Annotated in this window: 15 protein-coding genes and 1 tRNA gene; 7 read left to right on the top strand and 9 right to left on the bottom strand. The window is 65.8% G+C overall.

Annotated features, from left to right (window positions below; translation table 11 throughout):
- Nucleotides 1-13: 13 nt before the first annotated feature.
- On the bottom strand, nt 14-517 hold the full coding sequence (locus WBP06_RS13260; RefSeq protein ID WP_395328521.1) for a PilZ domain-containing protein: 504 nt from the start codon (nt 515-517) through the stop codon (nt 14-16).
- A 325-nt stretch (nt 518-842) separates the two neighbouring features.
- Here WBP06_RS13260 and WBP06_RS13255 point away from each other — a divergent pair, with 325 nt between their 5' ends.
- Nucleotides 843-2939 (top strand): RelA/SpoT family protein, encoded by a 2097-nt coding sequence (locus WBP06_RS13255; protein ID WP_395334156.1) that lies wholly within the window; start codon nt 843-845, stop codon nt 2937-2939.
- Nucleotides 2940-3028: 89 nt separating this feature from the next.
- Here WBP06_RS13255 and WBP06_RS13250 read toward each other — a convergent pair whose 3' ends face one another.
- The gene (locus WBP06_RS13250) at nt 3029-3382 is read right to left on the bottom strand and encodes a DUF1905 domain-containing protein (RefSeq protein ID WP_395328518.1); all 354 of its coding nucleotides are present in this window, start codon (nt 3380-3382) and stop codon (nt 3029-3031) included.
- On the bottom strand, nt 3346-4359 hold the full coding sequence (locus WBP06_RS13245) for a peptidylprolyl isomerase (protein WP_395328515.1): 1014 nt from the start codon (nt 4357-4359) through the stop codon (nt 3346-3348). Before WBP06_RS13245 ends, WBP06_RS13250 begins: the two co-directional genes overlap by 37 nt.
- A gap of 75 nt (nt 4360-4434) precedes the next feature.
- On the opposite strand from WBP06_RS13245, the gene WBP06_RS13240 reads away from it, so the two are divergent.
- A tRNA-Ser gene (locus WBP06_RS13240) sits at nt 4435-4525 on the top strand.
- Nucleotides 4526-4667: 142 nt separating this feature from the next.
- Here the strand turns inward: WBP06_RS13240 and WBP06_RS13235 are convergent.
- The gene (locus WBP06_RS13235) at nt 4668-5579 is read right to left on the bottom strand and encodes a dihydrodipicolinate synthase family protein (protein WP_395328512.1); all 912 of its coding nucleotides are present in this window, start codon (nt 5577-5579) and stop codon (nt 4668-4670) included.
- Nucleotides 5580-5702: 123 nt separating this feature from the next.
- On the opposite strand from WBP06_RS13235, the gene WBP06_RS13230 reads away from it, so the two are divergent.
- The gene (locus tag WBP06_RS13230) at nt 5703-6905 is read left to right on the top strand and encodes a M24 family metallopeptidase (protein ID WP_395328510.1); all 1203 of its coding nucleotides are present in this window, start codon (nt 5703-5705) and stop codon (nt 6903-6905) included.
- A 305-nt stretch (nt 6906-7210) separates the two neighbouring features.
- Here the strand turns inward: WBP06_RS13230 and WBP06_RS13225 are convergent, their stop codons facing one another.
- The 4 genes from WBP06_RS13225 to WBP06_RS13210 form a co-directional block, all read right to left on the bottom strand.
- Nucleotides 7211-8800, bottom strand: a complete 1590-nt coding sequence (locus tag WBP06_RS13225) for a DUF885 domain-containing protein (RefSeq protein WP_395334154.1) — start codon at nt 8798-8800, stop codon at nt 7211-7213.
- 432 nt (nt 8801-9232) lie between these two features.
- Nucleotides 9233-10366, bottom strand: coding sequence for an N-acetylglucosamine-6-phosphate deacetylase (gene nagA / locus WBP06_RS13220; protein WP_395328508.1), 1134 nt, complete (start codon nt 10364-10366; stop codon nt 9233-9235).
- Nucleotides 10363-11370 carry an SIS domain-containing protein gene (locus WBP06_RS13215; protein ID WP_395328505.1) on the bottom strand — a complete coding sequence of 336 codons (1008 nt, stop codon included), beginning with the start codon at nt 11368-11370 and terminating at the stop codon, nt 10363-10365. Before WBP06_RS13215 ends, nagA begins: the two co-directional genes overlap by 4 nt.
- 37 nt (nt 11371-11407) lie before the next feature.
- Nucleotides 11408-12142: a GntR family transcriptional regulator gene (locus tag WBP06_RS13210; protein WP_395328503.1), complete on the bottom strand. Its 735-nt coding sequence runs from the start codon at nt 12140-12142 to the stop codon at nt 11408-11410.
- Between the two features lie 238 nt (nt 12143-12380).
- Between WBP06_RS13210 and WBP06_RS13205 the strand changes: the two genes are divergently transcribed.
- From WBP06_RS13205 to nagE, 4 genes are all read left to right on the top strand, one after another.
- Entirely contained in the window at nt 12381-15056 is a 2676-nt protein-coding gene (locus WBP06_RS13205; protein ID WP_395328501.1) for a TonB-dependent receptor, read from the top strand.
- 197 nt (nt 15057-15253) lie between these two features.
- Nucleotides 15254-17527 (top strand): family 20 glycosylhydrolase, encoded by a 2274-nt coding sequence (locus WBP06_RS13200; protein WP_395328499.1) that lies wholly within the window; start codon nt 15254-15256, stop codon nt 17525-17527.
- A complete protein-coding gene (ptsP, locus tag WBP06_RS13195) occupies nt 17524-20016 on the top strand; it encodes a phosphoenolpyruvate--protein phosphotransferase (RefSeq protein ID WP_395328496.1) in 2493 nt (830 codons plus the stop codon). Before WBP06_RS13200 ends, ptsP begins: the two co-directional genes overlap by 4 nt.
- Nucleotides 20013-21734: an N-acetylglucosamine-specific PTS transporter subunit IIBC gene (nagE, locus tag WBP06_RS13190; RefSeq protein ID WP_395328494.1), complete on the top strand. Its 1722-nt coding sequence runs from the start codon at nt 20013-20015 to the stop codon at nt 21732-21734. The genes ptsP and nagE overlap by 4 nt, the downstream gene beginning before the upstream one ends.
- On the opposite strand, the gene WBP06_RS13185 is transcribed toward nagE, so the two are convergent.
- Nucleotides 21674-23419: a sulfotransferase gene (locus tag WBP06_RS13185; RefSeq protein ID WP_395328492.1), complete on the bottom strand. Its 1746-nt coding sequence runs from the start codon at nt 23417-23419 to the stop codon at nt 21674-21676. The genes nagE and WBP06_RS13185 overlap by 61 nt on opposite strands.
- Nucleotides 23420-23425: the final 6 nt, after the last annotated feature.

The following is a 23425-nucleotide window of genomic DNA, read 5'->3' as shown; positions in this document are numbered from 1 at the left end:
GGGCCGTGGCCCTTCAGCAAGGGCGCATCGGTGCACGCATCGGCCGGGATTGGACCGGCGCCCCGGCGACATGGATGAAGCGCGTGCTGTCGCGTGGCGTCGTCACCACCAAGGCATCGACGTCTAGCTTTTCGAACAGCTGAACGCCGCAGGCCCGCCCGTCGCTCCAGCGCACTTGCGCACGATATTCCTGAAGGGAAGGCAGGCGCACGATCACGATGTCCCCCGCGCGGGGCGCGGTTCCGCGCAGGACCAGGCACATGCCGCGCTCCGATACGTTGCGGACCAAGGTGGTTTCTTCGGGCGGTGGTGATGCGGCGGCATCCCGCGCGGCGTTCGGTCGTGCTCGGTCGGCAGAAACCACGGTGGCGCGGATCAGCGTGCGCATCCGCGGTGCGCGCGGATGCGCATGCCCGTTGGGGTGATCGGCATCCGGAAGGAACGACGCGGTGATGAGTTCATCGTCGCTCATCCCAAGGATCGCCGCATAGACCGCCATGTCCAGGTCCTTCCCCATTACACCCTCCTCGCAAGACGAGTGTCGGAGCGGCTGGCCCTTCGCACCCTCTTGGCAATGGTCGTTGGCGGCAATGATCGCCGGTGCCGATTGAGGCGGATTTAAGCAGCCCCTCGTGGTCTTCCTCATGCAAACGATTGCTGGTGGATTTTGCGCAGTATTCGGGTTTAGAGTTCCCCCGTCGGGACGCGGCCATTGGGATGCAATATGCCGGCGCATGGGTGCGCCGTGTTGCACTTTCGCCGCAGGGCTGGCGTGCAAATGTTGCATGTGCAGCATCTGCCCCTTGCCGCGCCGCAAAAAATCCTGACATGCTCTGGTGGAAATGCTGCGCCAATACGAACTCGTCGAACGCGTCAAGGAATACGCGCCCCAGGCTGATGAAGCCTTGCTCAACCGTGCCTACGTCTACACCGTACAGAAGCACGGAACCCAGAAGCGTGCCTCGGGCGATCCGTACTTCAGCCACCCGGTGGAAGTCGCCGGCCTGATGACCGAGTTGAAGCTGGACCAGCAGACGATCATCACTGCGCTGCTGCACGATACCGTGGAAGATACGCTGGCTACGATCGACGAGATCGAGAAGCTGTTCGGCCCCGATGTCGCGCGGCTGGTCGACGGCGTCACCAAGCTTTCCAAGATCGAGGTGATGACCGAGAACGAGCGTGCGGCCGAAAACCTGCGCAAGTTCCTGCTGGCGATGAGCGAGGACTTGCGCGTCCTGCTGGTGAAGCTGGCGGACCGTCTGCACAACATGCGCACCCTCCATTACATCAAGAAGGAGGAGAAGCGCCGCCGCATCGCCCGCGAGACCATGGATATCTACGCCCCGCTGGCCGAGCGCGTGGGCATGTACGAATACATGCGCGAGATGCAGATGCTGGCGTTCGAGCAGTTGGAGCCCGAAGGCTATGCCACGATCACCGGCCGCCTTGCGCAGATCCGCAGCCAGGAAGGAAGCCAGGTCGATGCGATCGCGCTTTCCATCAAGCAGGCGCTGACCGAGGCGGGGCTGAACGTCGAAGTCTCCGGCCGCGAAAAGCATCCCTATTCGATCTGGCGCAAGATGGCCGAGCGCCATGTCACGTTCGAACAGATCACCGACATCATGGCCTTCCGCGTCCTGACCGACGATGTGGAGGAATGCTACAAGGCGCTGGGCGTGCTACACACCACCTGGCAGTCGATCCCCGGGCGCTTCAAGGACTATATCTCCACGCCCAAGTCGAACGGCTATCAGTCGCTGCACACCTCGCTGATCTACGAGAATTCGATGCGGGTGGAGGTGCAGATCCGTACCAAGGACATGCACCGCCTGAACGAGTTCGGCCTCGCCGCGCACTGGGCCTACAAGCAGGGCGGCGGCTCGCGGCCCGATGGGCAGGTGGGCTGGCTGCGCGACCTGATCGAGATCGTCGACGCTAGCCACGATGCCGAGGAACTGCTCGAACATACGAAGATGGCGATCTATCAGGATCGCATCTTCGCCTTCACCCCCAAGGGCGCGCTGTTCCAGTTGCCGAAGGGCTCCACGGCGGTCGACTTCGCCTATGCCGTGCACACCAACCTGGGCAACGCCGCGGTGGGCGTGAAGATCAACGGGCGCCACATGCCGCTGCGCACGCGGCTGGCCAATGGCGACGTGGTGGAGATCATCAAGAGCCCCGGTTCGGAGCCGCAGCTTTCGTGGCTGGGCTTCGTGGTCACCGGCAAGGCGCGCGCCTCGATCCGCCGCGCGGTGCGCGCGAAGGAGCGTGCCGAAGTGGCCGAGATCGGCGCCAAGCTGCTGGATGAAATTGCCGGCCGCCTGCCCGCCCGTATCGGCAAAAAGGCGATCGACGCCGCGATCCAGCGGCTGGACATGCGGGACGAGGAAGACCTGATGTTCGCGATCGGCTCCGCGCGCCTGACCGATCGGCAGGTGATGGAAGCGCTGATGCCCGGCAGCACCGCCGAACTGCCCGACGAGCCCGAATGGACGCGGGCGGAGCGGGCGATCTCGATCCGGGGCCTGACGCCGGGTATGGGGTTCGAACTGGCCACTTGCTGCCACCCGGTTCCCGGCGACCGCATCGTCGGCCTGCGCCGCCCCGACCACAAGGTGGAAGTCCATACGATCGACTGCCTGACGCTGGCCAACGGCGTCGATGCCGACTGGCTCGACCTGTCCTGGGGCGAAACCACCACCGGCGCGGTGGGCCACTTGCGCCTGGTGCTCTACAACCGCCCCGGCACGCTGGCCGAAGTGACGCAGATCCTCGCGTCCAACCGCGCCAACGTCACCAATCTGCAGATGGTCCAGCGCGACGAGCCTTTCGGCACCTACGATGTCGATATCGAGGTGAGCGATCTTGCCCACCTGACGCGCATCGTCGGCGCCTTGCGCGCCAGTGAGGCCGTGGCGGACGCCCAGCGCATCTAGGCTGGGCCTCGCGCCTCATCCCTGAATCTGACCCTTACTAGGCGTCATCCCCGCGAAAGCGGAGATCCCGCTTCCTTTCCGGCGCAAGGTCAGAACTCCAGCGAGACCGCGACCTCGTCGCCCTCGGCCAGTCCTTCGGCGCGGCGAACGCTGGCTTTCACCGGCAGCAGCCAGCCCCCGTCTGCCTTGCTGGGGAACACCGAAGTGGCGAACGCGGTATCGCCGATTCGCGCCTTGACCTTCAGCGACCCGAACCCGCGCGAGACGCCTTCCAGCTTGCGCATCAGCGCGGTGCCCGAAAGCACTTCCCCGGCCGCGCCGTCGATGGTCAGGAAGTGCCAGGTGCCGTTGTTGGCGCCGCCCGTCCAGCGCCAGAGGCGGCCGATGTAGGCGACATGTTCGCCGTTCACTTCGCGATCCGGATCGGCACCGGCACGTTGCACACGTCCGCCCCGCCGGCGGGCTGGGTGTAGAAGTCATCCTTTCGGTTGGCGCGCTTCGCCGCATAAGCCGCGAAGCTGTCGCTTTCCGTCGACAGATACTGATAGCCGGGCAGATCCGCTACTGCGGTGCCCATCCGGACTTTGGCAATCCTCACGCGTTCGCTGGGCGATGCATAAAAGCCCATTTCGTCAGTGCCGCGGGGTAGTGAGGAAAGATACTCGATCCCTTCGATCACCCGGCCGACTACGGCCACGTTGCGATCAAGTTGGCGCGGCGCGTGGCCGATCACCGCGTAGAGTTCGGCCCCCGTTCCGGCATCGGGCGACATGTTTCGCCCGACCCCGATATAACCGTAGCAGTGCACCGGCCATGCCAGTCCCGCGTCAAGATCGACGCCGATTGGAAAGCCGTTCTTGAACGTGGTCCGCTGCGCGTAGATATCGTTGCGGGCCACGTAAGGCCGCCAATCGAGATTGCCAGGCAAGGCTGGCTGATCCGGGCACTGGCCACCCGTGCAAACCTGGATCGGCGGCGGCAGCGTCCGCGAATTGGCAGGCAGGCTTGAAATGGCGACAGAATAGTTTCGCTGGCTGGTCGGTGCCAGCCCGGCAGGCAGCGGCTTGGCCTTCTTTGCGTCTTCCCCATCGGGATCGCCCCACTGGACGACGTAGTTGTCCTGAACCCGCACCACGGCGATCCCGTCATACCAGTGCGCCGCCGCGAGCTTGCGGATATTCTCCACCCAGTCTTGCGAGAACGGCGCGCCGATCAACTGGATCACCACGCGGCGCGGCTTACCCGCGGCATCGGGCGCGAGATCCATGACGAGAAGATTCTCCGGCGCAATCCGCACCCATTCCGAAGCGGGCGCCGCGGCGACGATACCGCTCGGCGTGGCCGGTGCGGCGGCTTCCGCAGCAAGCAAAGGCGTGGAAAAACTGGCGGAAAGCACGGAGGCCAAAAGGAATTTGCGCATTCTTGTGTGATGGCACGCCGGGAACGCTTGCGAAAGCCTTTCGCGCACGCTAGGGCGCGCGTCTCCAGTGCATGCGGAGCGGTGGCCGAGTGGTCGAAGGCGCTCGCCTGGAAAGTGAGTATACGTCAAAAGCGTATCGAGGGTTCGAATCCCTCCCGCTCCGCCACATTTCCTCAGATATTGTCCTGTGTATTCCCCTTTCGGGGTAAAATGTCGCGCGCCGGCAAAGCAAAAGCGCGCGATGCGGGGGCATCGCGCGCTCTGGTTGCGGGCATCTCGGGTGAGATGGCCCGCAGTTTCCCGATGGATCAGGCGTCGGGGCAGGGGCGGGTGGCCTTGCAGGTTTCCACCCACTTGATCACGTCATCGCGGCGCTTGCCGGAAAGCGGCAGGCGCGGCATGCGGACGCGTTCGGTGCCGCGGCCCATGATCGTTTCGGCCAGCTTGATCGACTGCACCAGATCGTGCTCGGCATCGAGGTGGAGCAGCGGCATGAACCAGCGGTAGATCGCACGGGCTTCCTCGATATTGCCTTCGTTGAAGGCCGCGATCAGGCGTACCGATTCGCGCGGGAAGGCGCTGGTGAGGCCGGAAACCCAGCCACTGGCGCCCAGCATCATGCCTTCCAGCGCTACGTCGTCGAGGCCGGCCATGACCGAGTAGCGATCACCGAAGCGGTTGATCAGGTCGGTGAAGCGGCGGGTATCGGGCGCGCTTTCCTTGACGGCGACGATGTTCGGCACGTCGGCCAGCGCTTCCAGCGCTTCGGCGCTGACGTTCACGCGATAGGCCGGCGGGTTGTTGTAGAGCATGATCGGCAGCGAGGTCGCCTCGGCCACGGTGCGGAAGTGGGCGACCAGTTCCTCGGTGGTGGGCACGTAGACCATCGCCGGCAGCAGCATCAGCGCGTCCACGCCGATCTTCTCGGCATCCTTGGCATAGGCAACGGCGCGTTCGGTGGTGAATTCGGAAACGCCTGCCACCAGCGGCACGCGCGCGCCGACGGCTTCGACCGCGCCGGCCAGAATCTTGCGCTTTTCATCGCCTTCCAGCGAGTTGTTCTCACCGCAGGTGCCCAGCAGGATCAGGCCATCGACGCCATCGTCGACCAGCGCGGTCTGCACGGCCTGCGTGGCATCGGAATCGACCGAGTAGTCCGGGGCAAACTGCGTCGTTGCTGCGGGGTAGACCCCGGTCCAGAGCGTCTTGGTCGAAGGCATCGTACGGTGTTCCTGAAAATTGACGAGATCATTCGTATACGATATAAGATTCCGATCGACAATGGCTTTCTGGGCGCGTGCGGAAGTGCTAGCGCCGGGGCTCAATCAAGACAGGAGTATACCGTGGTTAAGGGCATCGGCGGGTCGAATGCGGCCGAACAGCTGGCGGAAATCCGCCCTTGGGCCGACCCCGCGCCGGCGATCACGCTGGATGAGCGCATGGCGCGGATCGAGAAGGCGCGCCGCCTGACGCGCGACATCGGCGCCGAGGCGCTGCTGGTCACTGCCGGGGCCAGCCTCAACTATTTCGCCGGCCTTGCCTGGAGCGAATCCGAACGTCTGGTGGCGATGCTGCTGCCGGTGGACGGTGCGCCGATCCTGATCGCGCCGCGCTTCGAACTGGGCACTCTGGAGGCCGGGCTGCTGATCGAGGCGGATTTCCGTCTGTGGGAAGAGGATGAAAGTCCGACCGCCCTGCTTGCCGCAGCTCTTCGCGAAAAGGGCGTGTCGCGCCTCGCGATCGATCCGGCGATGAGCTACCTCTTCGTCGATCGCATCGCCAAGGATGCGCCTTCGGCCACGCTGGTTTCGGGCGCGCCGGTGATCGATGGTTGCCGCATGTTCAAGTCGGCGGCCGAATTGGCGCTGATGCAGCAGGCCAAGTCGATGACCTTGGAAGTGCATCGCCGCGCGGCCAGCATCCTGCGGCCCGGCATTCGTGCCAGCGAAGTTGCCCGCTTCATCGACGAGGCGCACCGGGCGATCGGTGCGCCGGGCGGGAATGCTTTCGTGATCGTCCAGTTCGGGCTTGCCAGTGCCTATCCGCACGGGTTGCCGGGCGACCGCGAACTGCACGAAGGCGAGATAGTGCTGATCGATACCGGCTGCCGCGTCGCCGGATATCACTCGGACATCACGCGTACCTATGTCTTCGGTCAGGCGAATGATGAGCAGCGTGCGATCTGGGAACTGGAACGCACCGCGCAGCAGGCCGCCTTCGATGCGGTCGAGCCCGGCAAGGCCTGCGAACTGGTCGATTACGCCGCGCGCGCGGTGTTGGAAAAGGCCGGCTTGGGGCCGGATTACAAGCTGCCTGGCCTGCCGCACCGTACCGGCCACGGCATCGGCCTTTCGATCCACGAGCCGGCCTATCTGGTGCGTGGCGACAAGACTCCGCTGGCGCCGGGCATGTGCTTCTCCAATGAGCCGATGATCGTCATTCCCGATCGCTTCGGCGTGCGTCTTGAGGATCACTTCTACGTGACCGAGAATGGCGCCAAGTGGTTCACCGAGCCGCAGCCGTCGGTCGATCAGCCGTTCGGTTGAGACGGACCTAAATCAGCCTCACCAACACATTCTCGTCGCCCCCGCGCAGGCGGGGATCCCGCTTTTCTTTCAACGCTTGTGCTATGGCGCAAGGAAGCGGGACCCCCGCCTTCGCGGGGGCGACGGAGTATGATTGGGTTAAGTAGCGTGCCACGAGAACGGCGGCGAATTGGCAATTCCGTGCCTGCCGTAATCCCTGCGAGATTCGAAAAATAATCGGAGGGGGCGGTCGTTGCCGCCCCCTCCTTGCGACCCGTGGGCTCGTCAGATCCGGCGGGCGATCTATGCCGCCCGTCTCGTGATCGTCAGGACTCCTCGTCGGGATAGGGACCCTTGCCGCCTTCGGCGATGAACTGGTCGATCCGGGCGGACAGGATCGGCAGCGGCACCGATCCCAAGGCCAGCACGGTATCGTGGAAGGCGCGGATATTGAACTTGGGGCCAAGCGCGGCCTCGGCCTTGCGGCGGCCCTGCATGATCGTCATTTCGCCCAGGTAATAGGCCAGCGCCTGTCCCGGCCATGCGATGTAGCGGTCCACCTCGGTCTCGATCTCGTGGTTCGAGAGGGCGGTGTTGTCGTGCAGGTACTGCTGCGCCTGTTCGCGCGTCCAGCCATAGTGGTGAACGCCGGTATCGACGACGAGGCGCGCCGCGCGCCAGGCCTGATAGCTGAGCATGCCGAACTTTTCGTAAGGCGTCTGATAGATGCCCATGTCGGTGCCCAGGCGTTCGGTATAGAGCGCCCAGCCTTCGCCGAAGGCCGAGATATAGGTTTCGCGGCGGAAGTCCGGCTGGTCCTTGTTCTCGGCCGCGATCGGCATTTGAAAGGCGTGGCCCGGGGCAGATTCGTGCAGCGTCAACGCCGGCAGTGAATAGAGCGGACGGCTGGGCAGGTCGTAGGTGTTGACGAGGTAGACGCCGGGCCCACCGCGACCGGCGGTGTAGAACGGGGCGATGTCGTCAGGCACCGGGATGATGCCGAACCGCTGGCGCGGCAGGTGGCCGATGAAACGGCCGATCTTGCGGTCTACTTCCTTGGCGGTCCAGGCGGCGCGGTCCAGCAGTTCCTGCGGCGTCTTCACGTAGAACTGCGGGTCGGTGCGCAGGAACTGGAGGAAGGCGGGCAGGTCGCCATCGAACTTCGCCTCCTTCATCGTCTCCTGCATTTCCGCGCGGATCTTGGCGATTTCCGACAGGCCGATCTCGTGGATCTGCTCCGGCGTCATGTCGGTCGTCGCATATTCCTTGATGACCGATCGGTAGTAGGCCTTGCCATCGGGCAGGCCTTCTGCGGCAAGCTGCTTGCGCGCGCCGGGAATGTAAGTGCCGCGAACGAAGGCCAGCAGATCCTTGTGTGCCGGGATCACCGCCTCGTTGATCGCCTTCAGGCCGGCGGCGCGCAGTTCGGCCTGCGTGGCGGCGGGGATCGTGGCGGGCATAGCCTTGAACGGCTCGAAGTAGACGGTGTCTTCCGCCGCCTTGTTGGCGACCGAGGCGATGGATTCGTCACGGCCCTTCAGCGTAACCTGCGGTGCGGTGAACCCGCGCGCCAGCCCGGCCTGCATATTGGCGGTCTGGTCACGGAAATAGCGCGGGAATTCGTTCATTACGGCGATGTAGCGGCGGTATTCCTCCTCGGTGGAGAAAGTACGACGGCCCATGCCGGCCAGGTTGCTCCAGAAGCTGGTGTCCGAATTGACCGGCTTTTCCCACTCGTGGAACTTCTGCTGCGCGATCAGCACGTCGATCTGGTTGAGATATACTTGCTGGTCCACGCGGACGGCGGGCGAAAGCTGGTCGGCGGGAATCGCCGCAACCTGCTTGCGGACATCCTGCCAAGTGGCGAGGCGCATGGCCTGCGCCTTGGGTGTCACGTCGGGCAGATGCGCGCGCATTTTGCCCGGGCCATCGTCCTCATCGTCGCCCTGCTGTTCCTTGCGCCAGGCCCATTCCTTGTCGGTGATCGCCTTGAACTGCGTATCAGCAGCGGTCGGACCCGCCGTCGGCGCGGCACTTGCCGAGGCTTCGGTCGCATGGGCGTGAACAGGGAACGTCGCGCCTGCCAGCAATGCGGCAGCCGCGACCGACGACGCGGACTTGAACAACTCGACCCTCCGGGGCTTTGTTTATCTTATGCAAGTATACGGTATTTTCTTGCGGCGGCCCTGTAGCAGAGACGGAACCGAGGGGGGAGCAAAAAAGTGTAATAGCGCCCGCACGGCGCGACCTTATTCGGGCGGCAGCCGCAGAGTGTTGCCGTAGATGAAGGTTAATGTTCGATAAAATTCAGGCCGGAAATCACCCTGATCTCCGGCCTGTCATTTGTGCTAGTCGGATACGCCGCCGATCCAGCTTCGACGGACAGACAGGTCTGCATCCAGCAAGACCAGGTCGGCGCGCAGGCCCGGGGCAATCGCGCCCGTCTCTCCCTGCAGGCCCAGGAAGCGGGCAGGGGTGGCCGATGCCATGGCAATCGCATCGCCAAGTGGAATGCCGGTCTGCGCCAGAATCTGCCGTACGGCGGCATCCATCGTCAGCGTGGAGCCGGCGATCACGCCGTCCTCGCCCAGCAATTTGTCGCCCACCCGGCGGATGCGGCGGCCCTGCAGGGTGAATTCGGGGTCTTCGGTGCCGACGCTGGGCATGGCATCGGTGACGAGCATCAGCCGCTGCGGCCCCTTGGCGCGCACGGCGATGCGCACGGTGGCGGGGTGCAGGTGATGGCCATCGACGATCAGTCCCGCATAAGTCGCATCGTCTTCCAGTGCTGCGCCGACCATGCCGGGGGCGCGGTTCACCAGTTGCGACATCGCATTGAACAAGTGCGTGAAGCCGGTGATGCCGGCTTCGATCATCGTGCGCACCGTATCATAAGGCGCGTCCGAATGGCCGGCGGCGACAATCACGCCCTGCCGGGTCAGCCATGCGATCTGGTCGGGCGTGGCGCTTTCGGGAGAGAGGGTGACGAGTGTGCGGCCATGCTTCGCCGAGGCGAGCAGCGCGAGGAACGAGTCTTCCAGCCGGCGCAGCTTGGCGCCGTCATGGATGCCGCGCCGCGCGGGATCGAGAAACGGGCCTTCGATATGGAGGCCCAGCACGCCGGGAACGCCAGCCTCGATCGCCTCGTCCGTGGCGCGGATCGCGGCTTCCACCACGCTCAGGTCGTCGCTGATGATCGTGGGCAGTAGGCCGGTGGTGCCGAAGCGGCGATGCGTTTCCGCAATCACGCGGATCGTTTCCACCGAGGGATCGTCATTGAACAGCCGGCCACCGCCGCCGTTGACCTGGGTGTCGATGAAGCCGGGCACCAGCGTGCCGCCGGCAAGGTCGACGATCTCGGCATTGGCCGGGATGCCGGAGCTTACGCCGGCGATGCGCCCATCCTCGATGAGGACGCACAGGCCGTCGCGCAGCCCCACGGGAAGGGCGATGCGGGCGTTGACGAGCGCCTGACGGGTCATACGGTGCGGGTCACTTTCGCAAGGTGCGGCGGGCTGTCGGGATCGCGACCGCGCGCGACCGAAAGGGCGTTGGCTAGGCGGTAGAAGCTCTGTACCGCCAGCACCGGCTGGAGCATGGGGTGCGCGGACAGCGTGGGCAGGGTGATTCCCGGCACTTCGCCGATCCCTGCGCCGATCACGGTAGCGCCACGCTCGGCGAACATCGGGGCGAGGGCGGCGACGCTGTCGTTCGATTCGTCGTCCTGGCCCAGCAGGATCACCGGGAAGCCGTTCTCGACGATGGCCATCGGGCCGTGGCGCACTTCGGCGGCGCTGAAAGCTTCGGCGTGGAAGCCGCAGGTTTCCTTGATCTTGAGCGCCATCTCCTGCGCGACGCCAAAGGCTGGGCCACGCGCGACGACGAACAGGCTGCGAGCCTCGCGCAGCGGTTCGAGCGCGGCGCCCCAGTCGAGCGACCATGCCTGCGCCAGCAGCGCGGGCAGGCCGTCCAGCGCGGCGGCGAGTTCGGCATCATCGCTCCACGCGGCAATCAGGTCCAGAATACCGGCGACGCTGGTGATGTAGGACTTGGTGGCCGCCACCGAACGTTCCGGCCCGGCGCAGAGCGGCAGCAGGACTTCGGCATCGGTGGCGAGTGGCGAGGCTTCGTCGTTGACCAGCGAGACAAGCCGGGCACCGCCTGCGCGGGCATGTTCGGCAGCGGCAATCAGGTCGGGACTGCGGCCGGACTGCGAGATCGCGATCATCAGCGTTTCGGCATAATCGGGCGGCGAATCGTAGACTGAACTGACCGATGGCGCGACCGAGGTAGTCAGCAGCCGCAACTGCGTTTCCACCAGATAGCGGGCCAGCGTGGCGGCATTGTCCGAACTGCCGCGCGCCAGCGTCGCCACCGCGCGGGGCGGGGCGGCGCGCAGGCTTTCGGCCAGCACGGCAAGGGCGGGGGCATTGCGCGCGCGTTGGCGGGCAACGGCCTCGGCAGCCTCTGCCGCTTCGGCGAACATCAAAGTGGTTTCAGGATTTCGAATCATGGTCCTGCAATCAGGCGGGAGGTACGTTGAGTTCGGCGACGAAGTCGTAAGCGTCACCGCGATACCAGGACTTGGTGAATTCCACCGTGCGGCCATCGGCATTGTAGCCGCGGCGTTCGATGGCAAGCCCGGGTGAGTTCTTCGGAATTTTCAGCAGCGCTGCCTGCTCGTCGGTGAACAGCACCGCGCGGAACCGCTGCAGCACGCGTACCGGCCGATCCTCACCCAGGGCATCGTAAAGCGAATCCTCGACCGTTTCGGGCGAAGGCAGCGAGGAGGCCGGTACGGTCGCCGATTCCAGTGCCATCGAAATGCCGTCCGCATAACGGATGCGGGTGAACCGGTAGACAGAGCTGCCCGGGCTCAACCCCAGTGCCATCGCCTCCTCGGGCGAAACCACGGATTCCGCACGCGACAGCCATTCGCTGTGCGGGGCGCGGCCGCGCGAAATCATGTCTTCGGTGAAGGAGGAGATCGCCGCGAAATTCTTTTCCACGCGGGCGGCCACGAACGTGCCGGCGCCCTGGCGGCGGGTCAACATGCGCGCTTCCACCAGCCCGTCCAGTGCCTTGCGCACGGTGACGCGCGACAGGTTGTAGGCGGAAGCCAGGTCGCGCTCAGGCGGCAGGGCCTCATCGGGCGCGAGAACCTGGCGCTCGATCGCGTCGCGCAGAAGGCGCTGGAATTGCCGGTACAGCGGGGCAGTATCCCCTTCTGGAAGCTGGCCGACGCGATCAACGAACATGGGTGTGGTCTCCATCCAATGCCCTATCTCCTAGGGCAATGATCAATGCCATTTCAATACCAAAAATCATGAAATTTATGCAAAGGCAAATTTTGGTATTGCAATTGTGCTACCAATGCGCGTTAAATCCATGACAGAAATGTTTCGAAGGGCGCTCGAACGCCCTCGGGGTACAGGAGGACGTGCATTGGTTTCCATTTGGTATGGTCCAATGCGGTCAACATGAAGGGGTAGCAAGATGACCAAGGGTTCAATCTTCGGGGGTACCGTCAGCCTTCTCGCGCTGGCCATTGCAACGCCAGTCTTCGCACAGGACAGCTCTACCGCGGCAGACGATGCCAAGAAGGGCGACGAAATCGTCATTACCGGCATCCGCGCCTCGCTCGAAGCGTCGCTCGATGCCAAGCGTTCCAGCGACATCGTTTCGGAAGTGATCACCGCGCAGGACATCGGCAAGTTTCCGGACAAGAACGTCGCCGACTCGCTGGGCCGACTGACCGGCGTGAACGTCGTCACCGGCTCGGCCGCTGCCGGCGGCTTCGGTGAAAACCAGTCCGTCTCGATCCGCGGTACCGACCCCACGCTCAACCTCACCCTGCTCGACGGTCACTCGGTCGCCACCGGCGACTGGTTCGTGCTGGACCAGACCTCTGGCGGCCGCAGCTTCGACTTCAGTCTGCTGCCTTCGGAAATCGTCGGCCAGCTGGAAGTGTACAAGTCGTCCGAAGCGGACATTGTCGAAGGCGGCATCGGCGGCACCATCAATCTGAAGAGCCGCCGCCCGTTCGACCTGAAGGCCAACAGCTTCAGCCTGACCGCGCAGATGAACTACAACGACCTGGCCGGCAAGTGGAAGCCGCAGGTTTCCGGGCTTTACAGCTGGAAGAACGATGACGAGACCTTCGGCGTGCTCGTTTCCGGCTTCTATCAGGAACGCAACTTCCGCCGCGATGGCGAGGAGTTCCTGGGCTACGGCAACTATACCGATTTCAACGGCACGGGTGAAACCGTGGCCGCGCCGACGCTGATCGGCCAGTCCTACTTCCGCCAGAAGCGCGTGCGCAAGGGCGGCACGATCGCCGTTCAGTTCAAGCCGACCGACACGCTGGAGATCAACGCGAACGCCATCTACACCCGGATGGACGCGGACAACATCAACGTGAACTCGATGGCCTGGGTCAGCCGCCTGCTGACCAACAACTCGACGCCCGGCACCCCCGGTTACGCACTGGCCAGCGCCACGGTGAAGGACGGTTACCTGACGCAGGCCGCGTGGAACGCCACCACGGCCGACGGTTCGGCCGTGCAGGGCCGCGTGCAGGACGACATCTTCCGCAAGTCCTACTCGTCGACCTGGGTGGCCAACCTTGAAGCCAAGTGGCAGCCGACCGATCGCCTGAACGTGACCGGCCAGGTGGGCTACACCGAAGGCAAGGGCGTTACCAAGGACAGCTTCGCCTGGGAAACCTACTGGGATACCGGGATGGGCTACAACTTCGCCGGCAAGGGCGCGGTGCTCAGCTATCCGGGCCTGCCCACCGACCCGACTTCGGATGCCTATCTCAACAACTATTACAGCTGGTCGTGGGGCGCCAAGATCAATTCGCCGGACAAGGAATTCTACGGCAATATCGATGCCGAGTACGACATCGACAGCAGCTTCATCAAGTCGATCAAGGTCGGCGCGCGCCTCACCAACCACAAGCGCGCAGTCAACGACTATGCCTATTCCTGGGCCGGCAACGGTGTCTATTCGGGCACCAAGCTGGTGGGCCTGGGCACCGTCTATGCCGGTGGTTCGACGCCGAGCGACTATCTTGACGGGCTGATCGACCTGCCCGGCTACACCCTGGCCGATCAGGGGCTGGTGCTCGACCAGTTGGACGGTACCAACGGTGGCCGCGTGTTCGACTTCTATCCGCAGGCCAGCTTCTCGGTGAAGGAGAAGACCCAGGGCTTCTACGCCATGGCCAAGCTGGGTGACGACAGCAACTGGCGCGGCAACATCGGCCTGCGCGCGGTTCGCACCGACCTGACCACCACGCAGTATTCGCCGAATGCGCCGGTGGCGGACACCATCACCGCCTTCTGCGCCACTTGCGGCAAGGTGCAGGTCGATCGCAGCTACTGGGACTTCCTGCCCAGCGCCAACCTGACCTACAACCTGCGTGACGACCTGCTGCTGCGCGCCGGCGCGGCCAAGACGATGACCCGTCCGGGCTATGCCCAGCTGGCCGGTGCCTTCACCGTCAGCGACCTTGCGCTTACCGGCACGGCGGGCGGCAACCCCTACCTGAAGCCGACCCGCGCCTGGAACTTCAACCTTGCGGCCGAATGGTACTATGCCCCGCAGGCGCTGCTGTCGGTCACGCTGTTCTATCTGGACATCGACTCCTACGTCACCAGCGAGACTTCGACCGTTCACCTGGTCACCCAGCAGCATCCGAACGGTGCGGACTTCCTGATCGCCCAGCCGATCAATGGCCAGGGCGGCAAGAACAAGGGCTTCGAATTCAACTGGCAGCAGCCGATCTGGGGCGGCTTCGGCGTCCAGGCCAACTACACTTACGCCAATGCCAAGAGCGACGATGGCGAAGTGATCGACGGCAACTCGAAGCACACCTACAACCTGACCGGGTATTTCGAGAACAAGCTGGTTTCGGCACGCCTTGCTTATACCTTCCGTTCGAAGTTCCGTTCGGGCATCGATCGCGCCACGCCGATGTGGCAGGACAATTTCGGCTCGCTCGACGGTTCGGTGACCGTCAACGTGACGGATTATGCCGCGATCACCGTGGACGCGCAGAACATGCTCAACCACAAGCTCTACTACTTCGTCGGCGATCCCTCGACCCCGCGCGCCTACTATAACAACGGCCGCACGTTCTGGATCGGTGGCAAGATCCACTTCTGATCCAGTCGCTTACGGGTCGTGAATGGTCTGACCTGAAATTCGCGAAAGAGCGAATTCCAGGTTCGGCACCGGCCCTCTCCCCCACCCGACCTTCCAACAGGGTACACTTCGTAGGAGGTCGGGTGGGGGAGAGGACCGGTGCCGAGCGATCCGAAACGAAAGTTTCGGATCAGCTACTTAGAGGATAGACTGAAATAATGCGTTCAATCCTCCTTACCGCCGCTGTCATTTCCGGTCTCTTTTCCGGAGCGGCCGCGGCGGCCTCTCCGCCCTTGCTCCCGCTTCCGGCGAAGATTTCGCCGCAGCAGGGGCGGTTCGATTTCCGGCATGCTCGCGTCGCCGCGACAGACGGTGGCGAACGGGCGGCGGCGAACCGTCTGGCCCTTCTCCTCCGCCAGACCGGTTCGCCGCAGCTCCTTTCCTCACCCGAGGGCGATATCCGCTTTCGCCGCAATGGCGCGATCGCGGGTGAGGAAGCCTATCGGCTGACGGTGACGCCCAAGGGGGTCGCCGTCGAAGCCGCTACCGATGCCGGGTTGTTCTATGGGGCGGAGACGCTCTGGCAGCTGATCGCCGCATCGAAGAACGGCACGATCGCGGCGACGGTGATCGACGATGCGCCCGCCTTTGCCTGGCGCGGCCTCCTGCTCGATTCCGCGCGCCACTTTCAGCCGCCCGAATACGTGAAGGCAGTGATCGACCGCATGGCGGCCGAAAAGCTGAACGTGCTGCATTGGCACCTGGTCGACGATCAGGGCTGGCGCATCCCCATCGACAAGTACCCGCGCCTGATCGAGATCGGCGCATGGCGCCGGCCGGCCGGTGCCGCGGGTACCGATGCGCAGGGCAATCCCGTGCGCTATGGCGGGTTCTACACCAAGGACCAGATCCGCGAGATCGTGGCCTATGCCGCCGCGCGCCACATCACCATCGTGCCCGAGATCGAGATGCCGGGCCACGCCACCGCTGCCATCGCCGCCTATCCGGCACTCGCCGCCGCTGCCGATCCGGTAAAGGCGCCGGGCGCGGACTGGGGCGTTTACGAGAACCTGTTCAACACCGACGATTCCACCTTCACCTTCCTGCAGAACGTGCTGGACGAAGTGATCGAGCTGTTCCCCTCCACCTATATCCACGTCGGCGGGGACGAGGCGGTGAAAGTCCAATGGATCGCCGATCCGCGCGCACAGGCTCGCATCAAGGCGCTGGGCCTGAAGAACGAGGCCGAACTGCAAGGCTGGTTCATCGCGCGCATCGGCGATTATCTTGCCACCAAGGGGCGCAAGATCGTCGGCTGGGACGAGATTCTGGAAGGCCACGTGCCGCCGTCCGCCACGGTGATGTCCTGGCACGGCATCGACGGCGGGATCGTCGCGGCGAAGGCCGGGCATGACGCCGTGCTTTCGCCATCGCCCGAATTCTACATCGATCACATGCAGTCGATGTCCGCCGACGAGCCTTCGAGCCGGGGCGAGGTGATCGACTGGAAGAAGTTCTACGAAACCCCGGTCGTGCCCCATGGGCTGACCGATGCGGAGCGTGCGCATATCCTGGGCGTTCAGGCGAACCTCTGGACCGAGCACATGCGCACCACCGCAATCATGGATCGGCAGATGTGGCCGCGCGCCGCGATGCTGGCGGAGATCGCCTGGACTCCGGGCGAGAAGCGCCAGTGGGACGAATTCGCCACGCGCCTGCCGGCCGAACTGGCCCGCGAAAAGGCGTTGGGCATCGGCTACGATCGCACGCCGTTGCAGGCGCTGGGCACGTTCAACGGCGCGGGTGACAAGGTTGCGGTTGCGCTGGAATCGCCGGTGAAGGCCGGCACGCTGCACTACACCACCGACGGCAGTGCGCCGCTGGCCACTTCGCCTGCTTATGGCGCGCCGTTGACGCTGGCGACAGGCACCACGCTGCGCACTCGGGCTTTCCTGGGGGCGGAACCTTTCGGAGAGGAAAAGGGCTGGACGCTCTCCACCGCCATGACGCGCACGCGCAGTGCTTCCGAACTGGAACTCTGTTCGCGCGCCGTGCCCCTGCGGCCGGAGGATGACGCGGAGACGGATGGCAAGCGCCACGTGTTCTGGGGCGACATCTTCCATCCCTGCTGGATCTGGCGCGCCGCGCCGCTCGCCGGGATCAAGAGTGTGACCGCGCGCGTCGGGCAAGTGCCGTTCAACTACCAGATCGGGCCGGACCTCGCGAAAGTGGTGTTCGACAAGCCGGAGACCAAGGCTGGCGAGCTGCTGGTCCGGGCCGATGCCGCCAATGGCCCGATCGTCGCACGCGTGCCGTTGGGCAAGGCGGCGGACAATCCCGGCGTCAGCACGCTCACCTTCACTCTGCCTGCCACACTGTCAGCCACGCCGGCCGGGCAGGCTGGCCCGCATGACCTCTACTTCAGCTTTGCGCAGCCCGGTCCCGATCCGCTCTGGATGCTTGACCGCCTGACGCTGGACCCCGTGCAATGACGCTTACCATCGCCAGCCCGCTGACGGGTTGGGCCACGCCGCTATCCGAAGTGCCCGATCCCGTCTTCGCGGAAGGCATGATGGGGCAGGGCATCGCGGTCGATCCCGTGGAGGGGCGCCTTGTCGCGCCGGGCGCGGGGCGGGTGGTTTCGGTCCATCCGGCGGGCCATGCGGTGACGCTGGAACTCGACGCCGGGCCGGTGCTGTTGATGCATATCGGCCTCGATACCGTCGGCCTTGGCGGTGCCGGTTTCACGCCGAATGTCGCGGATGGCGAGCGGGTTGCGGCAGGCGATTTGCTGGTAGAATTCGATCTCGACCGGCTTGCCCGCGCCGCGCGCAGTCTGGTGACGCCAGTGATCGTCACCAACGGCGATGCCTTTACGCTTACGGAGGGCAAGGCGGACCGCGAGATCCAGGCCGGCGAAGCGCTGCTGACGATCGAACCCTGCGGGGTGGCTTCGGCACCGCGCGCGGTTGACGCGGCACCGCTTGCCAGCCGTTCGCTCCTGCTGCCGCTGGCCTATGGCCTCCACGCAAGGCCGGCCGCGCGGCTCGCCAAGCTGGCGGGGCAGTTCGCGTGCACGCTTGAAATGGTCGCAGCCGATGGCCGCGTGGCTTCTGCGCGCAGCGCGGTTGCCATGCTGGCGCTTGGTTTGAGCCACGGCGAGACATTGACCCTGCGCGGAAGTGACACGGCCGCCATCGATGCCCTTGCGGACCTGATCGAAAGCGGCATGGGCGAACATCGCCCGGTCGCGGCCCGCGAGCCTGATGTGGAAACCGAGGAGCCCACGCTGCCGGCGCTGGCCGAGGGCGACGCTTTGGCGGCGGTCACCGCCGTTGCCGGTGCCGCTATCGGATCGGCGGTCTGGCTGGCCGACCCGCTTTCGGCGCTTCCCGAAACGGCTGGCCCGGCCGAGGCTGAAAGCGCCGCGCTCGATCGCGCGATTATCCAGGTCCGCACCAGTCTGGAAACCGCCGCCGACGGTGAAGGGCAGGCGGCGCAGATCGCTGCTGCGCATCTGGTCCTGCTCGACGATCCCGAATTGCGCGATGCGGCGCGCGCGCGCATGTCCGGCGGACTTCCGGCGGGCAAGGCGTGGATCGCCGCGGTCGAGGGCTATATCGCACAACTTCGCCTGTCACCCGATCCGCGCCTGCGTGAACGGGTGGATGATCTGGCCGACCTCGCGCGCCGCGTTGCGCTGGCGAGCGCGGGGATCGACGAAACGCCCCCGCTGCCGCCGCCGGGCGCGATCCTGTTGGCGGACGACCTCTATCCCTCGCAACTGATGGCTCTGACGAATGCCGGGCTGGGCGGCGTCATCACCGTTCACGGTGGCGCGACCTCGCACGTGGCGATCATTGCGGCCGGCATGGGCGTGCCGATGCTGGTGGCAGCGGGCGAGCGGCTGAAGACGATTCCGCAAGGCGCTGTGCTGCTGCTCGAAAAGGGCACACTCACCCACGCGCCGGAGGAGGGTGTCCTCGCGGCGGCGCAAGCCCGGATCGAAAGTGCGCGCGGCCGCCGTGCCGCTGCCGTGGCGCATGCGCATGAGCCCGCGATCACCCGCGACGGCGCCCGGATCGAGGTTTTCGCCAACCTCGCTTCCGCTGCCGATGCCCGCACGGCCGTTGCTGCCGGGGCCGAAGGCTGCGGGCTGCTGCGAACCGAATTCCTGTTCCTGGACCGCGCCGAAGCCCCTTCGTTGGCCGAACAGCGCCAGACCTATTCGGAAATCTCGGCCGCGCTCGCCGGCCGCCCGCTGGTCGTCCGCACACTCGATATCGGTGCCGACAAGCCCGCGCCGTACCTGCCGATAACCGGCGAGGAAAACCCGGCGCTGGGCCTGCGCGGCATTCGCCTGCAACTGGCGACGCCCGGCTTGCTCGATGCGCAGTTGCGCGCGCTGGTCACCATGGATGCGAAGGGCCCGGTGCAGATCATGCTGCCGATGGTTAGCGAGATCGCCGAACTGCGCGCCACGCGGGCGGTGCTGCAGCGGATCGCGGCGGAAGAGGGGCGTCCGTGCCCCGAACTCGGCATCATGATCGAAACGCCGGCTGCCGCGCTGCACGCCGGGGCGCTGGCTGCGGAGGCTGACTTCTTCTCGATCGGCAGCAACGATCTTGCCCAGTACACGCTGGCGCGCGACCGGACCAACCCGCATGTCGCCGCGGGGCTGGATGCACTGCACCCGGCGATCCTGCACCTGATCGAAGCCACCGTGACCGGCGCCGCGCGCCATGGCCGCTGGACCGGCCTGTGTGGCGGCCTTGGCGCCGATCCCGATGCCGTGCCGTTGCTGGTGGGGCTTGGCGTCAGCGAGCTTTCGGTTTCCGCCACCGCGATTGCGGAAACCAAGGCGCTGGTGCGGACGCTCGATCTCGCCCGTTGCCGCGCGCTGGCCGAACGGGCGCTGGAATTGCCCGACGCGGCCGCCGTGCGCGCCATGGTCCGTGAACTTGTGGAGGAAGTGGCATGAAGCTCTCGCTGCAATCGCTCCAGCCGCTGGGCCGTGCGCTGATGCTGCCGATCGCGGTGCTGCCGATCGCTGGCCTGCTGCTGCGCCTTGGGCAGCCGGACCTGCTGGCGCTGCCGTTCGTGGCAGCAGCGGGCGCGGCGATCTTCGACAATCTGGGCCTGCTGTTCGCGCTGGGCATTGCCGTCGGCATCGCGCGCGATTCCAACGGTGCGGCGGGGCTGGCTGGCCTTGTCTGCTTCCTGGTCGCCAGCAAGGGCGCGCAGACGCTGCTGGTGGTGCCGCCCGAGACGACGGCTGGCATAGTAGACAGCGTGGCTGCATTGGCGGCGGATGCGTGGCGGGCCAAGGCCATCGCCAAGCTCTCGGTACCGATCGGCATTCTCTCCGGCCTGATCGCGGGCGCGTTCTACAATCGCTACGCCACGATCCGCCTGCCTGAATATCTCGCCTTCTTCGGTGGGCGCCGTTTCGTGCCGATCCTCTCCGGCCTTGCCGGGCTGCTGCTGGCGGCGCTGGTGGGATATGGTTTCGCACCGATCACCGGGGGCATGGATCTGGTCAGCAACGGCGTGGTTCACGCCGGCGTGCTGGGCCTGTTCGCCTATGGCGTGCTCAATCGCCTGCTGATCGTCACCGGCCTGCACCACGTGATCAACAACGTGGCCTGGTTCATCATCGGCGATTTCCACGGCACCACCGGCGATCTCAACCGCTTCTTCGCGGGCGATCCCACTGCCGGCAGCTTCATGTCGGGCTTCTTCCCGGTGATGATGTTCGGCCTGCCCGCGGCCTGCCTTGCCATGTACCACGCCGCCAAGCCTGAACGGCGCAAGGCCGTGGGCGGCATGTTCCTGTCGATGGCGTTGACCGCGTTCCTGACGGGCGTGACCGAGCCTATCGAGTTCACCTTCATGTTCCTGGCGCCGCTGCTCTACGCGATGCACACGGTGATGACCGGCGTGGCCATGGCGCTGATGGACCTGCTGCACGTCAAGCTGGGCTTCGGCTTCTCGGCAGGTCTGCTGGACTATGTGCTGAACTTCTCCAAGGCCACCAATCCGCTGCTGCTGCTGCCGATCGGCGCGGGCTATTCGCTGCTCTATTACGCGTCGTTCCGCTGGGCGATCGCCCGTTTCGACATCAAGACGCCGGGCCGAGAGGATGAGCCGGTGGGCGAGGAACTGGGTTCCTTCGCCCCTGCCGAAGGCGGCCGGGGTGCGGCCTTCGTGGCCGCACTGGGCGGCGCGGGCAACCTGGCCGAGATCGGCGCCTGCACCACCCGCCTGCGCCTGCGCCTCCACGATTCCGAAGCGGTGGACGAGCCGCGCCTCAAGGCCCTTGGCGCGCGTGGCCTGATCCGCCCGGCGCCGGGCGCGCTGCAAGTCGTCGTCGGCCCGATCGCGGACGATGTGGCGAGCGAGATGCGTGAGGCGGCCGGGCCGCTGCGCGCCGCCGCAGCAACGGCGGCAAAGGCCGAAGCGGCCCCTGCCGTGGATGCGGCGCCGTGGCTGACCGCGCTGGGCGGCAAGGGCAATGTCACATCCGCAGGTTCGGCCTCAAGCCGTGTCTGGATCGATCTGGCCGATCCCGCCGTGATCGACGAGGCTGCGCTCAAGCGCCTTGGCGCGCGCATGGTGGTGCGTGGGCCGGGCGGCGTTCAGTTGATCGTCGGGTCGTTGGCGCCTTCGCTGGCCTCGGGACTGTCCGAGGCGGCGTAGCCGCCGCGCTCCACCGCTTCGGACAGCACCGGAAGCACCGGTGCCAGTTCGCGGGCATAGCCTTTCCAGCGGCCGATCGAGCGGCGGTTGAGCGGCTCCTGCACTTGTGCGTAGCTGGGCGTCGGTGCGTGGCGACCCAGTGTGTGGAAGCTCAGTTGCGCCGCCTCCGCATCAAGGCCCAGCCAGGCCATCAGGTCGGTGGTTTCCTGCTCCTGATCGGCCACGAAATGCTCGTAGCCCAGCTCGTGCGCGGGAACCGGCAGCGTCTCGATCCAGTGGCCGGTCAGCTTCTCCATGCGCGCATAGTGCAGGGCCAGATCCTCGATCCGGTAGCCGCAGGCGAAGCCGTGCGTGAAATCGTGGCTCATGGCGGAAATCATCACGTCGCGCGGATCGCGGGATACCACCACCACCGGCGATTGCGGGAAGGCCAGTTGCAGCAGCGGCAGGTAAAGCTCGTTCAGCGGCATCTTGTCGGTGAAGAACATCGCCCCTTCGCGCAGCAGGCCATAGCGTTCGGCGCGGGCGAGGTAGTGATCGCGCAGCTGCGTTCCCAGCGTCTCGCGCTGCTCCTCGGTCACCGCATCGGGATGGCGGGGGAAGGCGCCTGCGGTCAACCCGGCGGCCTTTTCCGCCAGTTCGCGGCCGAACGGGAGTTCGCCGCCCGCGCGCACCAGCGAATGGCTGGCCAGCACCTGCTCGGTTAGCGTGGTGCCCGAACGCGGGAAGCCCAGCACGAAGACCGGCTGCGGCACGCCTTTGCGGCGCGGCGCCGGGGTGAATTCGGCGAAGCGGTCGCCGGTGAAGAAATCCTGCCACTGCTGGATCAGTTCGCCCACGGCGCGGGCGGGATAAGTGCGGCTGGCGGCGGCGGCGAGCGCGGCCTTGCCGGCGACGAAATCGTCCCACGCTTCGGCCTTGCGGCCCGCCCGGTCGCGCAGGCGGCCGCGCAGCAGCCGCGCCGCGCCCGAAGGTTCGGCTTCGGCCTCCAGCATGGAGAGGCCCTTTTCCCAGCCATCGGTGCGCGAAAGCAAGGTTACGCGCTGGAGCGTGACGTCGGTGCCCTGCCGCAGCGCCAGCACCTCGGCCCGGTCGAGCAGGGCGGAAGCGCGATCGAACCGCCCGGCCTGTTCCTCCAGTTCGGCCAGCCAAGCCAGCGGCGGCAGAGCCTCCGGCATCGCCCGCGCGGCATCGGCCAGCAGCGGTGCCGCCTCGTCCAGTCGGCCCTGACGTTGCAGATTGCGGCCCAGGTTGGTCAGCAGCTGCGGATGCCGCCCGGCCACGCGGATCGCGGCTTCCAAGTGCTCGGCCCCTTCGACCAGCTCCTCACGCTCGCTCAGCAGATTGCCCAGCCGCATGTGGGCGCTGGCATTGTTTGGCTGGGCGATCAGCGTTTCGCGCAGCACGGCCTCGGCCTCGTGCAGCCGGCCGGTATCGTGCAGCCATTCGGCCAGATCGTCGCGCGGCCAGGGCCGATCGGGCGCCAGGGCGATGGCTTCGCGCAGCAGCGCTTCGAAACGATCGCCGGTTCCGCGGGCCTTGGCGGAAAGCGCCAGAACCTCCACCGCGTCCAGTGCGAGCGCGGGCACCGTGCGCGCCGATTGGGCAAGCGTTTCGGCCCGGTCGAGATCGCCCGAGGACAAGGCCTGACGGGCGGCGGCAATGGTCTGCGGATCGGCGGACATGCGCCA

The sequence above is a fragment of the Novosphingobium mississippiense genome (genome assembly GCF_044029535.1).
Classification (GTDB): Bacteria; Pseudomonadota; Alphaproteobacteria; order Sphingomonadales; family Sphingomonadaceae; genus Novosphingobium.
This window is presented reverse-complemented; position numbering and strand designations above follow the sequence as displayed.